Annotated in this window: 11 protein-coding genes; 4 read left to right on the top strand and 7 right to left on the bottom strand. The window is 72.3% G+C overall.

Annotated features, from left to right (window positions below; genetic code table 11):
• Positions 1–983, bottom strand: a 983-nt coding sequence (asnB, locus tag KBX39_RS07810) for an asparagine synthase (glutamine-hydrolyzing) (RefSeq protein WP_210869796.1), incomplete at its 3' end; no start/stop codon positions are given.
• A 234-nt stretch (positions 984–1,217) separates the two neighbouring features.
• On the opposite strand from asnB, the gene glnA reads away from it, so the two are divergent.
• On the top strand, positions 1,218–2,642 hold the full coding sequence (gene glnA, locus KBX39_RS07815) for a type I glutamate--ammonia ligase (RefSeq protein WP_210869786.1): 1,425 nt from the start codon (positions 1,218–1,220) through the stop codon (positions 2,640–2,642).
• A gap of 155 nt (positions 2,643–2,797) precedes the next feature.
• Positions 2,798–3,943, top strand: coding sequence for a glutamate--cysteine ligase (locus KBX39_RS07820; RefSeq protein WP_210869788.1), 1,146 nt, complete (start codon positions 2,798–2,800; stop codon positions 3,941–3,943).
• 46 nt (positions 3,944–3,989) lie between these two features.
• Here the strand turns inward: KBX39_RS07820 and KBX39_RS07825 are convergent, their stop codons facing one another.
• Entirely contained in the window at positions 3,990–4,817 is an 828-nt protein-coding gene (locus KBX39_RS07825) for a PIG-L family deacetylase (protein WP_043324725.1), read from the bottom strand.
• A 73-nt stretch (positions 4,818–4,890) separates the two neighbouring features.
• Between KBX39_RS07825 and KBX39_RS07830 the strand changes: the two genes are divergently transcribed.
• Positions 4,891–5,604, top strand: a complete 714-nt coding sequence (locus tag KBX39_RS07830) for a hypothetical protein (protein ID WP_043324727.1) — start codon at positions 4,891–4,893, stop codon at positions 5,602–5,604.
• A 52-nt stretch (positions 5,605–5,656) separates the two neighbouring features.
• On the opposite strand, the gene KBX39_RS07835 is transcribed toward KBX39_RS07830, so the two are convergent.
• The 5 genes from KBX39_RS07835 to KBX39_RS07855 form a co-directional block, all read right to left on the bottom strand.
• Entirely contained in the window at positions 5,657–8,467 is a 2,811-nt protein-coding gene (locus tag KBX39_RS07835) for a glycoside hydrolase N-terminal domain-containing protein (RefSeq protein ID WP_210869790.1), read from the bottom strand.
• A gap of 154 nt (positions 8,468–8,621) precedes the next feature.
• Positions 8,622–9,638 (bottom strand): nitroreductase, encoded by a 1,017-nt coding sequence (locus tag KBX39_RS07840; protein ID WP_166456595.1) that lies wholly within the window; start codon positions 9,636–9,638, stop codon positions 8,622–8,624.
• Between the two features lie 2 nt (positions 9,639–9,640).
• A complete protein-coding gene (locus tag KBX39_RS07845; RefSeq protein ID WP_210869792.1) occupies positions 9,641–10,723 on the bottom strand; it encodes a hypothetical protein in 1,083 nt (360 codons plus the stop codon).
• Positions 10,720–11,160 (bottom strand): DUF4188 domain-containing protein, encoded by a 441-nt coding sequence (locus tag KBX39_RS07850; protein WP_210869794.1) that lies wholly within the window; start codon positions 11,158–11,160, stop codon positions 10,720–10,722. Before KBX39_RS07850 ends, KBX39_RS07845 begins: the two co-directional genes overlap by 4 nt.
• A 3-nt stretch (positions 11,161–11,163) precedes the next feature.
• Entirely contained in the window at positions 11,164–12,726 is a 1,563-nt protein-coding gene (locus KBX39_RS07855; RefSeq protein WP_187693059.1) for a phenylacetate--CoA ligase family protein, read from the bottom strand.
• A gap of 461 nt (positions 12,727–13,187) precedes the next feature.
• Here KBX39_RS07855 and KBX39_RS07860 point away from each other — a divergent pair, with 461 nt between their 5' ends.
• Positions 13,188–13,991: a Crp/Fnr family transcriptional regulator gene (locus KBX39_RS07860; protein WP_233514776.1), complete on the top strand. Its 804-nt coding sequence runs from the start codon at positions 13,188–13,190 to the stop codon at positions 13,989–13,991.
• The last annotated feature ends 116 nt before the right edge of the window (positions 13,992–14,107 follow it).

The following is a 14,107-nucleotide window of genomic DNA, read 5'->3' on the forward strand; positions in this document are numbered from 1 at the left end:
CCGTCGGAGAGCTGGATTCGGTGGTGGTCGGTGCCGAACGCGCGGGCGACCAGGTCGGAGTAGTGGAACTCGTCGCCGGCCTCGTCGCCGCGGCTGTCGAACCCGATGCTGAACGTCTGGAGGTGGTGCTGACCGGCGCCGTCGAGCAGCGCGACGATCATGCTGGAGTCGAGGCCGCCGGAGAGCAGCACCCCGACCGGCACGTCGGCGACCAGCCGGCGGCGTACGGCGGTGCGCAGCGCGTCCCCGACGGCGGTCCGCCAGTCGGCGGCGTCCATGCCGTCGTGGGCCCGGTCGCGCCGGTACTCGGGCCGCCAGTAGACGCGCTCGCGGCTGTGCCCGTCGGCGTCGATCACCCGGACGGTGGCCGGGGGCAGCTTGCGTATCCCGCGCAGGATGGTGCGGGGCGCCGGCACGATCGAGTGCCACGACAGGTAGTGGTGCAGCGCGACCCGGTCGATGCCGGTGTCGACGTCGCCCCCGGCCAGCAGCGCCGGCAGCGTGGAGGCGAACCGGAGCCGGCCCGGGGACTCGGCGAGGTACAGCGGTTTGATGCCGAGCCGGTCGCGGGCCAGCACGAGGCGACGGCGACGCCGGTCCACGAGCGCCACGGCGAACATGCCGACCAGGTGGTCGACGAACCGCTCCCCCCACTGCGCGTACGCCACCAGGATCACCTCGGTGTCGCTGGTGCTGTGGAAGGCGTGCCCGGCGGCGCGCAGCTCTTCGCGCAGCTGCGGGTAGTTGTAGACGCAGCCGTTGAACACGAGCGCCAGGCCGAGGTCGTCGCGGACCATCGGCTGCGCGCCGGCCTCGGACAGGTCGATGACTGTCAGCCGGCGGTGCCCCAGCGCGATCCAGCCGTCGTCCCACGCGCCCTCACCGTCGGGGCCGCGTGAGCGCATCGCCGCTGTCATCCGGTTCACCGCGTCGGTGTCGGGGGTGACCCCGTCGAACCTGGCCTCACCGCTGATCCCGCACATCTCAGCGCCCACCGGTCAGTCGCGGAGCACCCACCATGCCAACCTCCCGCCGCGTCGTCTCCCCGGGCGGTCCGCCGGGTACGGCGACTACCCGGCCTGTGGCGAAGGAAACCCGGATGGGCGGTTGGCGAGCCGGGCACGGCGCGCCGTCGTACGGTGGCGGTACGGGCCATGTCCCCGGGCGGTCCGGCCACGGGACGTGGCCAGGATCAACGACGCCTGCCAGGAGGACGTGTGTTCGCCAATTCCGAGGAACTCCTGCGATACCTCACCGACGAGGACGTGAAGTTCGTCGACGTACGTTTCTGTGACCTGCCCGGCGTGATGCAGCACTTCAACCTGCCGGTCGAGTCGTTCGACGACAGCGTGTTCACCGACGGCCTCGCCTTCGACGGCTCCTCGATCCGCGGCTTCCAGTCGATCCACGAATCGGACATGCTGCTGCTGCCGGACGTGGCGACCGCGTTCGTGGACCCGTTCCGCGCGCAGAAGACCGTCGCGTTGAACTTCTTCGTCCACGACCCGTTCACCAGGGAGGCGTACTCCCGGGATCCGCGCAACGTGGCGAAGAAGGCCGAGGCGTATCTGGCGGCGAGCGGCATCGCCGACACCGCGTACTTCGGCGCGGAGGCGGAGTTCTACATCTTCGACTCCATCCGCCACGAGACCTCGGCGCACCAGTCGTTCTACTACATCGACTCGATCGAGGGCGCCTGGAACACCGGGCGGATCGAGGAGGGCGGCAACCGCGGCTACAAGACCGCCTACAAGGGCGGCTACTTCCCGGTGCCTCCGGTGGACCACTACGCCGACCTGCGCGACAGCATGGTCCGCCGGATGGTGGACGCCGGTTTCACAGTGGAGCGTTCGCACCACGAGGTGGGCACCGGCGGGCAGTCGGAGATCAACTACAGGTTCTCGACGCTGCTGCACTCGGCCGACGACCTTCAGCTGTTCAAGTACCTGATCAAGAACGAGGCGTGGGCGCACGGCAAGACCGCCACGTTCATGCCGAAGCCGGTGTTCGGTGACAACGGCTCCGGCATGCACACCCACCAGAGCCTCTGGCGCGGCGGCGAGCCGCTGTTCTACGACGAGACCGGCTACGCCGGCCTGTCCGACACCGCCCGCTGGTACATCGGCGGCCTGCTGCACCACGCCCCGTCGCTGCTGGCCTTCACCAACCCGACCATCAACTCGTACCGCCGTCTCGTCCCCGGCTTCGAGGCGCCGGTCAACCTGGTCTACTCCCAGCGCAACCGCTCCGCCTGCACCCGCATCCCGGTCACCGGCAGCAACCCGAAGGCCAAGCGCGTCGAGTTCCGCGTGCCGGACCCGTCCAGCAACCCGTACCTGGCGTTCTCCGCCATGCTCATGGCCGGTCTCGACGGCATCAAGAACAAGATCGAGCCGCCCGCGCCGATCGACAAGGACCTCTACGACCTGCCCCCGGAGGAGTGGGGCGACGTCAAGCAGGTGCCCGGATCGCTGCCCGAGGCGCTGGCGGCGCTGGAGACCGACCACGACTACCTGCTCGACGGCAACGTCTTCACCGCCGACCTGATCTCCACCTGGGTCGACTGGAAGAACGCCAACGAGGTCGACCCGGTACGCCTGCGTCCGACCCCGCACGAGTTCGCCATGTACTACGACTGCTGAGCGACGTCCTGCTGAGCGACCCCACCGCCCCCGCGCCACCCGCGGGGGCGGTGGTCGGCGGAAACAGCCTCGGGACGGCCCCCGGCCTCGTACCGTCGAGACATGATCCCGCCTCACGACGAGCTGCCGACCGTTCCGTGCCGGTGGAGCCGTCGGTGAGGCCGCGGCCCACCACCACCGCCACCACCCCGACACCGGAGATCCCCACCGTCCTGACCCTCGGGGTGGAAGAGGAGTTCCTGCTGCTGGACCCCGTCACCGGCGAGAGCATGCCGGTCGCCGACCGGGTCCGCGACGCGCTCTCCGGGACCGCACGCGAGCAGAGCCGGCAGGAGTTCCGGCACAGCATGGTGGAGATGGTGACCCCGGTCAGCCCCGACCTCGGTCAGCTCCGCGAGCACCTGGTCACGCTACGCCGGGCGGCCGCCCGCGCGGCCGAGGCGGCCGGGGCGCGACTGGTGGCGGTCGGCGCCACGCCGGTCTGCGAGGCCCACCGCACGGTGCCCGACGAGCAGCGCTACCACGACATGTCCCGCCGGTTCGGCCCGGTGGCCCACGACCCCGCGGTCTGCGGCTGCCACGTGCACGTCGGCGTGCCCGACCGGGAGCTGGCCGTGCAGGTGTGCAACCACCTGCGCCCGTGGCTGCCGGTGGTGCAGGCGCTCACCACCAACTCGCCGCTGCACGACGGGCGGGACACCGGGCACGCCAGCTGGCGCTCGATGCAGTTGGAACGGTGGCCGAGCATCGGGCCGACGCCGCACTTCCACTCGGCCGCCGACTACGACGCCACGGTCCGGGACCTGATCACCGCCGGCATCATGCTCGACGCCGCGATGGTCTACTGGTACGCCCGCCCGTCGGCGGCGTACCCCACAGTGGAGATCCGCGTCGGCGACGTCTGCCCCACAGTCGACGACACCGTCCTGATCGCCGGGCTGGTCCGGGCGCTGGTCGCCACCGCGATCGACGATATCCGCGACGGTGTGCCGGCCCAGCGCATCCGCGACTGCCTCGTCGCCGCCGCGCACTGGCGGGCCGCGCACGACGGCGTGGACGGTGACCTGGTCGACCTGCGCACCGGGCGGCCCCGGCCCGCCTGGGACCTCGTCGACGACATGCTCGGCATCGTCACGCCCGCGCTGACCCGCCACGGCGATCTGGACCTGGTCCGGCGCGAGATGGACCGGGTGCGCCGCGAGGGCACCGGCGCCACCCGGCAACGTCAGGTCATGGCCGACACCGGCGGTGACGTCCGTGTCGTGCTCGCGCACCTGGCCGCGCAGACCGTCGCGGCCTGAGATGAGCGGCCCGGCCGACGACACGCCGGACCGGGCCGGCGGCCGGTCAGCGCAGCCCGGCGAACAGGTCGTCCTCCGGCGTCGGCGCGCCGGTGGTGTCCCGCACCCGCACGAACGTCTCCATGCCCATCAGCTCGGTGAACCGCTCCTGCCCGAGGCGCAGGAAGAAGATGTTCTCCGCCTGGCTGGCGTGCGCGGCGAGCGAGGCGAACTTCTGCCCGCCGTAGCCGCTGGTGTCGACCCAGGTGGTGATCTCGTCGTCCGGCAGGCCCAGCGCCGGCATCTCGTCGGTCGCCTCCGGCTCGGGGAACTCCACCCCGATCTCGCGCATGACGGTGCCGAACTGCTGGAACGCGCTGCGCGGCACGGTGGTCCAGTAGACCTTGGCCGGGATGCCGGTCTGTTCGACGGCGGCCATGGTGATGCGGTGGGCCTGGATGTGGTCCGGGTGGCCGTAGAAGCCGTTCTCGTCGTAGGTGACGACGACGTCGGGACGGTAGCGCCGGATCAGCTCGGCCAGCCGGCCGGCCGCCTCGGCCACCGGCGTGTTCCAGAACGCGCCGGGCGCGTCGTTCGTGGCCCACCCCATCATCCCGGAGTCGCCGTAGTCGAGCGTCTCCAGGTGGGTCACCTTCAGCGCCTCGCAGCTCGCGGCCAGCTCGGCGCGGCGCATCTCGACCACGGCCTTCGGGTCGTGCCCGGGGTCGCCCGGCTTGATTCCGCCGGGGCCGTCGCCGCACCCCCCGTCGGTGCAGGTCACGAGCACAGTGGTCACGCCCTCGGCCGCGTAGCGCGCCAGGATGCCGCCGGTGCTCGTCGCCTCGTCGTCGGGGTGCGCGTGCACCGCCATCAGGGTCAGGGATCGATCGGTCACCCCGTCACCATACGAGCATCGGCCGACGAACTAGCATTGCCCGGTCCGCAGACGGCGACGGAAGCGAGGCGCGATGGGTTGGCTCCAGCGGTTGCTCGGTGGCGGACGGGTCGAACTGGACCCGACACGTCAGCAGGAGCTGCTGCGGGACGTGCGGCAGTCCTACGGGGCGCACGCCCGCCTCCGGTTCCCGGAGCAGGCCGACGCGATCACCCGGCTGCTGTCCGATGACGACGGTCTCGTGGTGGCCGCCGGGATCGTCTGCGAGGCCGCCGACCAGGCGCACGCCGACCTGCTGGGCCAGGCGCACGAGGTGTTCCGGCGTACCGGCCGGCGGCTGCTGGTGCACCGCCGCAACTACCGGCCCCTGTGGAAGGAGGCCGGGCCCGCGCTGCGCTGGCCGCTCGGCGCGCTGCCCAGCGGGCTGCACCCGTACGCGCAGGTGGCCGGCGCCGTGGCGGCGGTCGGCGGGCGGGCCGACCGGCTGGACAAGGTGACCGATCCGCAGCCGTTCGTGACGCGCCTGTTCGAGGTGCTCGACCTGACCACGGCCGGCTGGGAGTTCGGCCGGGTGCGTGTGGACACCGACAGCGCGTCGCTGGTGGAGCGGCTGATGGGCACCGGCGCGCGGGTGCTCGCGACGATGGACGACCCGCCCCGGCTGCCGCCGGCGGTGCGGGAGATGATGCGCCGCAACCACCGCATCGCCGTGTACGACCCGGCCGGTCCCCGGGTGGTCGGCGAGTTCAATCTGGGCGCGCGGCTGCGCGAGACGCTGCTGGCCTGACCGTCGGCACGCCCCGCCCCGGCCGGGTTGCCGCGGCGGGGCGCGTCAGCGGTCAGGTGGTCGTGCAGGTGAGGTTCGTCGGCGGGTTGTTGGTGCCGCCGGCCGTGCCGATGAAGCCGAACGTGGTGGAGCCGCCGGCCGGCACCGAGCCGTTGTAGTCGACGTTGCGCACCGTGACGTTCGCGCTGCTCTGGGTGTGCGTGCCGCTCCAGATCTGGTTGATCACCTGACCGTTCGGGAACGTCCAGGACACCGTCCAGCCGCGGATCGCGGTGGCGCCGGCGGCCACCGTGACCTCGGCCTGGAAGCCGCCGGACCAGGAGCCGGTGATCGCGTACGTGGCACGCGCGCCGGACGGCGCCGGGGAACTGGTGGTCGGGGTCGGGGTCGGTGACGGCGTGGAGGTCGGCGTCGGCGTCACGGTCGGTGAGGGGGTCACGCCCGGCCGGGCCGCCCGGTAGGTGTGGCCGGCGCGGACGGTGAGCGCCACGACGTCGGACTCCGGCCGGGTGGTGGCCGGTGTGCTGCCGTCGGTGACGTCGGTGAGGGTGAAGGCGCCGGTGAACAGCCGGGACCGCAGTCGCAGCGTGCCGTCGCGGTCGGCGCGGACGCTGATCTCGTCGGCCTGGCTGTTGCTCCAGGCCATCGCCACCGTGTAGCCGCCCCGGCCGCGCAGTCCCGCGACCTGCCCGGCGGGCCAGGCGCTGGGGAGCGCGGGCAGCAGGTGCAGCTCGCCGGTGTGGCTGTGCAGCAGCATCTCGGCGATGCCCGAGGTGGCGCCGAAGTTCCCGTCGATCTGGAACGGCGGGTGCAGGTCGAACATGTTCGGCGCGAGCCGGTCGGTGCGGACCAGGTCGCGCAGGAGCTTGTGGGCGCGGGCGCCGTCCTCCAGCCGGGCCCAAAAATTGATCTTCCAGGCGAGGGACCAGCCGGTCCCGTCGTCGCCGCGCAGCTCCAGCGTCTTGCGGGCGGCCTCGTACAGCGCGGGGGTGCCCCGCCTGGTGATCTGGTTGCCGGGATGCAGCCCGTACAGGTGGGAGACGTGCCGGTGGGTGCGCTCGGTCTCGACCCAGTCGGCGAGCCACTCCTGCACGTTGCCCCGCGAACCGACGCGGCACGGTGGCAGCCGATCCTTGGCCGTACGCACCTGGGACCGGAACGTGGTGTCGACGCCGAGCACCTCGCTCGCCCGGGCCGCGGCGTCGAACAGGTCGCGCAGGATCTGGTTGTCCATCGTGGGTCCGGCGCAGACGCTGGCGTTGGCGTGGTGCGCGAGCTCCGGCGAGTTCGACGGGTTCGTCACCAGGTAGCCGAGCGTCGGGTGGGCGACCAGGGTGTCGAGGAAGAACTGGGCGGCGCCCTTGAGCGCCGGGTAGTTGGCCTGGAGGAAGCCGAGGTCGCTGGTGAACAGGTAGTGGTCCCAGATGAGCGTGCTCAGCCAGGCCCCGCCGGTCTGCCACATGCCCCAGAACGCGCCGTCCACCACCGACGCGCCCCGCCAGGCGTCGGTGTTGTGGTGGGTGACCCAGCCACCGGCGCCGTACTGCGCCTGGGCGACCCGCGCGCCGGTGACGGTGAGGTCCTTGACCATGTCGAAGACCGGCAGGAAGCACTCGGACAGGTTCGTGGTGTCGGCCGGCCAGTAGTTCATCGGCAGGTTGGCGTTGACCGTGTACTTCGAGTCCCAGGACGGCGTGAGCGAGTCGTTCCAGATGCCCTGCAGGTTCGCCGGCTGGGTGCCCGGCCGCGACGAGGAGATCAGCAGGTACCGCCCGAACTGGAACAGCAGCGCGGCGAACTGCGGGTCGTTCGTGCTCGCGTGCTGCGCGATCCGTACGTCGGTGGGCTGGTCGGCGGCGGCGGTGCGGCCCAGGTCGATCGTGACCCGGTCGAACAGCGCCTGGTAGTCGGCGCGGTGGCGGGTGCGGAGCTGGTCGACGTCGACGCTCTTGGCGGCGTTCAGCCGGTTGCGGGCGATGCCCTGGTAGTCGCCGTTGACGGTGCGGTAGTTGACGTAGCTGGTGCCGATCGAGATCAGGACCGTCACGCTGGTCGCGCCGGACACCCGCAGCGTGCCGCCGGAGCTGCTCACCGTGCCGCCGGTGACGGCGGCGTTGGCCAGCGCGAGGAACCGCACCGAGCCGTTGACCCCTTCCATCGAGCCGGAGATGCCGTCGAGCGCGACTGTCGCGCCGTCCGGGCTGGACACGGTGGTCCGCTGCGGGCTGTCGAACGCGGCGGAGAACGTGATCGCGTTCGCCCGGTCGGCGGTCAGCCGGAGCACTATCACCTGGTCGGGCGCGCTGGCGAACACCTCCCGCTGGTACCGGACACCGTTCAGCACGTACGTGGTGGTGACGGTGGCGGTGGTGAGGTCCAGCGTCCGGTTGTACTGCGTCGCCCCGCTCGCCGACCCGAAGGAGAGCCGCAGGTCGCCGACGGTCTGGTAGGCGAGCTGACCGCCGGGGCTGCCCATCATGGTCTGGTTGATCAGATCCTGGGCCGAGGTCCACTGGTCGGCGAAGACGCGACGCCGGATCTCGGCCAGGTTGGCCGCGCCCCGGATGTTCGCCGAGTCGTACGGGCCGCCGGCCCAGACGGTGTCCTCGTTGAGCTGGAGCCGTTCGGTGTCCACGTTGCCGAACACCATCGCGCCGAGCCGCCCGTTGCCGATCGGCAGGGCGCGCAGCCAGTCGGTGCCGGCCGGTTCGTCGTACCAGAGCGCCAGGTCGTTCGCGGCGAGCACCTGCGCCGGCGCCGCCGAGCCGGCGCGGGCGGCGGCGCTCCAGGCGGCCGGCACCAGCGCGGCGCCGGTGCCGGCCGCTGCGGCCTTGATGACGTTGCGTCGTGTCACTTCAGACATGTTTCTCTCCCAACCGCGCGGATCAGAGGCGGGTCCGGGTGCGCGGCTGCTCTGTTATCGCTAACAGATTGCGCCTCGCACACCCGGACGCCGCGTTCCTGCCACTCCGCGCCCAGGGCTCCCGACCGGGCGACACGTCGGCCAACATGGACTCTCATGGATGAAGTGACATCGCGTCAAGGGGTGTTACCGCTAACAGACGCGATCCGTGGCGCACTCGCCGGGCCGAGCGGGGCGCGGGCGCGGCCGGCCGGCCCACCCGGGCCACGTGCACGATCCGCTCCGGCGCCACGTCCAGCAGCGTGCCGAGCGCGCCACGGGTGGCTGCGACGTCGACGAGCTGACTGAGCGGGTGCGCGGCCAGCCCGGCCGTGTGCAGCGTCAGCCACATCCGCATCAGCACGCGTCCGAACTCGACCTGCCCGGCCGCGTCCAGACCGGGCGGCGCGATCAGCGCCAGCACCCCGCCGCCCTGCGCCAGTGGATCACCGCCCGCGGCGGCGAGCAGCCGGGGGAGCCCCAGCGGGCGCAACGCCGGGTACGCCGCGAGCGCCGCCCGCAGTCCGGTGGCCGCCGCCCGGCCCAGCCCGAGGCAGCTGTCACTGAGCCCGTCGCTCCGGTAGCGCGGGCACGCCCGGTCCAGGCGCAGCCAGCGGCGCAGCTCGGCGACCACCGACGGGTCGGCGTACACGTGCCGGTCGGCCGTGCGCAGCAGCGCGCGCAGCCGCCCGGCCGCCGGCACCACGCGGGCCGCGCCACCGGCCCGGCGGGCGACCGCGTCCACGGCCGCGACCACGTCGGCGTCCGGGCCGCCGGTGAACCGGCCCCGGTGGGTACGCCGGTCCCACACGTCGGCGGCGCGAAACGGCGTCCGGTACGGCTGCCGGGCCGGACGCAGCCGCCCCACCCGCCGGTCCGACTCGTCGTGGTCGGCGGCCCAGTCCAGCCGCAGCCCCGCGTCGGCGGCGACGATCAGGCAGGTCTCCACGAACGCGCCGAGCGACAGCCGCAGGTCCCGCCCGGTCGGGTCGCCGGCGGGCAGCGTGTCGGCCGGGTCCCAGCCGACGGTGATCGCCCAGCGCTCGTAGCGCAGCCGCCACGGCTGGGTGTTGTGCGCGCTCGGGGCCCGCCAGCACAGCGGCTCCAGCGCGCGGAACGCGGCGAGGTCCATGCTCACCGCTCCCTGGCGTAGAACGTGTAGCCGTGCAGCGGGCGTCCGCCGAGGCGCCGGTACTGGGCGGCCGACGCCGGGTTGTCCCGCCCGACGTACGTGCTGCGCAGCGCCGTGTATCCGCCGACGTGCAGGTTGCGGTGCAGATGCTCGGACAGCAGCCGCTGGTAGCCGCGCCCCTGGAACCGCGGCACCACGCCCTTGACGATCAGCACCGCCTCCCGCCGGTACCGGCGGCGGGTGGCCAGCAGCCGCAGCTGGTTGACCGGGTTCAGGTCGCCGCGCACCGCGACCAGGAAGTCGCTGATGTCCGGTACGCAGAGCACGAACGCCACCGGGTGCCCGTCGCGGGTCAGGTAGAGCAGCAGCGAGTCATCCAGCAGGTACGCCAGCCCGTCGGTCTGCCGCCGCAACTGCGCCGCGGAGATCGGCGTGTAGTAGCCGAGCTGGGCGAAGGAGTCGTTGAGCATCCCGCGCAGCAGGTCCAGCTGTTCGTCGAGCCGCCGGCTGTTCCCCCGGTGCAGGTCCAGCCGGGAGCCGTCGGGCTGGACGCCCAGCGCGGGCGGCGGCCCGGACGGCGACGGCACCGGGCAGATCCAGGTGTCGGAGACGAACCGCCCGGTGAACCCGTACGCCTCGTACGCGTCCGGGTAGTACGGCGGGTTCCACGCGCTGTCCACGAAACCCCGGTCGGCGTACCCGGAGGTGATCACGCCACCGGCCTGGTTGGGCAGCAGCGCCACCGGCCCGAACAGCAGGTCCCGCCCGGGCATGGCGTACGTGGCGATCGCGTCGAACAGCGGCCGGGCGGCGTGCGGGGTGAACTCGGTGAGCCCGAACAACTGGCACCGGCGGCCGAGCTTGGCGTCGAGGTCGGCGTCGGTGTGCAGCGTGGTCCGCCCGACCACCGCGCCGGAGGCGTCGCGCAGCACGTACATCGGCACGCCGTCGCGCCACCAGCGGCGGATCTGCTGCCGGGGCGTCGGCACGTAGCGGGACTCGTCCGCGTACAGCCGGTCGGTGAGCGCGAGGAAGTCGCGCAGGCCGCGCCGGCCGGTCACGCGCTCGAACCGGTGGCCGGTCACCGGCGCACCCCCGGTCCGGTGGTCTCCGCGCCCAGCGGCGTGAACCGCTCGATGTGGCCCATCGCGCCGTCCTCGGCCCGCCACGCGCCGTTTGAGTAGCCGTCCGGGGAGGCGGTGTAGAGCCGGATGAACCCGGCCGTGGCGTTGCGGTTGCCGTCGGTCAGCCACATCATCAGCTTGCGGTGGTGCCGGGTCCGGGCGAAGCGCAGCAGCGCGTCGCGGTCGGTGAAGAACGCGATGGTGCCGAGCGTCAGCGGGAACTGCCAGTAGACGGTGTGCCAGCAGTAGCCGGACATCCGGCGCATGTCGCGCACCATCCGGATCCAGTCGGGGGCCAGGCGCAGCAGCACCAGCGGGTTCGCGTACCGGGTGCCGCCGATGAACATGGCGCCGGCGCGGGCCTGGGCCGGGGCGCGGGAGAAGTCACGGGTACGCATCGCTCACCTCACCAGGTAGACGTTCTTGATCTTCTGCATGGCGGCGAACGGGCCGCCGCCCGGCTCGTGCAGCTCCACCCGCAGGTCACCGGCGGTCGGGTCCTCCACCAGGGACTGCGCGAAGTCCCGCGACACCGAGGTCAGGTGCGCGCGTACCCCGTCGCGGCAGGCGTCGGCGAGCGCCGCGCGGGCCGCGGCGTCCAGCGGGCGGCGCAGCTCCACGTGGATCACCGGCCGGGTCTCCAGCGCCGCGTCCTCGTGCAGCGTGAGACAGAACCTGTTGATCTCGGCGGCGTACGGGTTGCCGGTGTAGAGGCCGTACTCGACGTCCTGCGGGTAGAGGTTCGCGCCCAGGTAGGACACGGTGGAGTCGCTGCGGCCGAACAACAGCAGCAACGGCAGCGTCATCCGCTCCTCGGCCACCGCGGTACGGAACTCGGCGCGACGCACCGGGTCGGCGTTGGCCAGTTCGACGATCCGCCGGTACGGCACCAGCAGCGCCTCGTCGCCGACGTTGTAGCGCAGCCGGGGCTGGAGCACGTGCGGGCCGGTGACAGTGCAGAGCAGCTCCCGCCGGTCGTTGGTCTCCAGGTAGGTGGCGAACGGGTTGTACTGGAACACCATCGGCAGCCGCTGCTCGCCGCGGCCCAGCAGTTCCGCGCGCAGTCCCGCGTCGGTGCGCAGCCGCCGCCGCAACCAGACCGTGAACCGGGTCTCCGCGCCGATGCCGATGGTCAGGTCCGACGCCCCGTACGCCGACCGCACCCGCACGAACCGCTGCTCCAGGTAGTCGCGCAACGCCTCGGTCATCCCCTCGCCGCCGCAACTGGCGAAGATCCGGTACCGCGACCACGGAAAGTCCTCGGCGTCGAGCCGGTCCCGCAGGTGCTTGAGGAACGGCGGGTACGCGGTCACCAGGTAGTCGTGGCCGGGGCCGAACTCGCGCAGCGTGTCGACGATCTTCCCCAGGTCGGGGCCGGTGTTCTTCACCGTCGCGATCCGGGCCATCGCCGCGCCGGTCGTGGTGCCGGTCGCCCAGGCGCCCATCGAGTACGCGTTGATGACGAACGGTCGGCGCATCGGGAACGCCAGCCCGGTGTACCCGGCGATGTCGCGGTGCACCGCCCGCAGCTCCCGCTCGCCGCGCGGCCAGTTGAACGGCCGCCCGGACGAGCCGGCCGACTCGTCGACCACCACGCCCCGCTCCGGCATCCGCCCGTCCCGGCACCGGGCCGAGGCGTCGTACGCCATGACGTACCCACGTTTGTCGGTCTCCGGGAAGTCCCGCAGCCGGCGGCGCAGCCCGCCCGGGCGGGCCCGCAGGAACGCCTGGTAGGCGGGCACCCGCCGGGCGGCGCGGACGCAGGTGGACCGGGCGTTCGCGGCGGCGAGCCGGTCGAGGACCGGGTGGTGGCGCCGGGCCAGCCACCTCCAGCCGGCGGGGTGGTGGGCGATGAGCCGGGCCAGCGCGGCGACCGCGCGGCCGGCGGGGGCCAGCGCGGCCTCGGCGGGCAGCGGCGTGTCGACGGTACGCAAGGCGGCGTGTCGGTGCAGCGTCTCGGCCATGACAAGGATCCTGTCGACGCCGCCGCGCCCGCACATGAGCGACGGGACGGTACTGCGCTGAGTACCCGTACCCAGTGACGCCGGCACTGTCCGGGATCCGACTGCTCCTCCGGCGACGGGACCGGCCGTGACATTTACGCCGGCCACCGCGGCCTACGGCGGACGCAGTGCCGCTGACCGGTGCATTCACCTGCCCCGCCGCCGACCGTCTGCCGAATGGACACGGCGTGCGCTCACCATTCGGCGGTGATATTTGGGCCACACCGGCCGGGGATGCCTGAATGAATAGTCGGCGTTTTCTCCGGACGTGCGACGGCAGTGCCACCAATCATTGCCTTTCGTCGGCTCGTCGGCATCCATTCGGCGGATCACGGCACATTGGACCGGCCGATAGAAAGGTTCCCATCCTGTTTGTTCGCACAGGCCGCCGGAACACCGTACGCGGTCCCGTCCATGGGACTGTGCAGTTCACGGACGGTTTACGACGAAAGGAGCAGGGCCTGATGACATCCCGCTTCCGACATGACCCGGGGGACGGCCGGCAAGCCGATCCGCCCGACGCCACGCCCGGCAGCTTCGGGGCGAGCCTATCGCCGTCCGCGCGTGCCGCCCTCACCGCCGCGGGCACCCGGCACCGCTACCGGGCGGGCACACCCCTGTTCCACCAGGGCGACCCCTCTCGTCACGTGGTGCTTGTCGAACAGGGCTGGGTGAAGGTCACCTCCACCTCTCGCCGGGGCTGGGAGGCACTGCTGGCCATCCGCGGCCCCGGCGACATCCTGGGCGAACTGTCCGCGGTGGACGGCCGTCCCCGTCTGGCCACGGTGACCGGCCTGTCGCCGGTGCACGCAACCCTCATCACCGCCGAACGGCTGCACACCTGCCTCGCCGAATGGCCCGAGATCGCCCTGTCCCTGCTCCGCCACCTGGCCGCCAGCCTGCGGGAGGCCGACGGCCGCCGAGTCGAGTACGGGTCCAGCAACGGCGACAACCGCCTGATCGGCCTGCTCGTCGAACTGCTCGACAAACACGGGGTCGGGACCGCCGACGGGATGTTGCTCGACCTGCCGTTGAGCCAGCAGGACCTCGCCGCGGCGGTCGGCACCTCGCGAGAGGTGGTGGCACGCACGCTCCGTGTGCTGCGCAACCGCCACATCGTGTCGACGCGTCGCCTGCGGATCGTCGTCGTCGAGCCCGATTTGCTCCGGTCGTTGGCTGGCTCTGTGTCGATGTCGACAGATTCGCCGTGGTCCTCGACAACGTGAGGTCCGACTTTTCCCGGGACCCTTGTCGCCAACGGTGTCCGCCCCTCCACGAAGGAGCGTCATGGTTCACCCCACCCGATCCCGGCTCGCCGCTCGGCGGCCGCCGCGGGGCACCC

The organism is Micromonospora sp. D75 (assembly GCF_018070405.1).
Classification (GTDB): Bacteria; Actinomycetota; Actinomycetes; order Mycobacteriales; family Micromonosporaceae; genus Micromonospora; species Micromonospora chalcea.

What these genes read in the sequence shown, in the direction of transcription:
- KBX39_RS07835 (WP_210869790.1), bottom strand. Translation starts at nt 8,467, where the DNA reads ATGTCTGAAGTGACACGACGCAACGTCATCAAGGCCGCAGCGGCCGGC.
- KBX39_RS07840 (WP_166456595.1), bottom strand. Translation starts at nt 9,638, where the DNA reads ATGGACCTCGCCGCGTTCCGCGCGCTGGAGCCGCTGTGCTGGCGGGCC.
- KBX39_RS07850 (WP_210869794.1), bottom strand. Translation starts at nt 11,160, where the DNA reads ATGCGTACCCGTGACTTCTCCCGCGCCCCGGCCCAGGCCCGCGCCGGC.
- KBX39_RS07855 (WP_187693059.1), bottom strand. Translation starts at nt 12,726, where the DNA reads ATGGCCGAGACGCTGCACCGACACGCCGCCTTGCGTACCGTCGACACG.
- KBX39_RS07830 (WP_043324727.1), top strand. Translation starts at nt 4,891, where the DNA reads ATGGGTTGGCTCCAGCGGTTGCTCGGTGGCGGACGGGTCGAACTGGAC.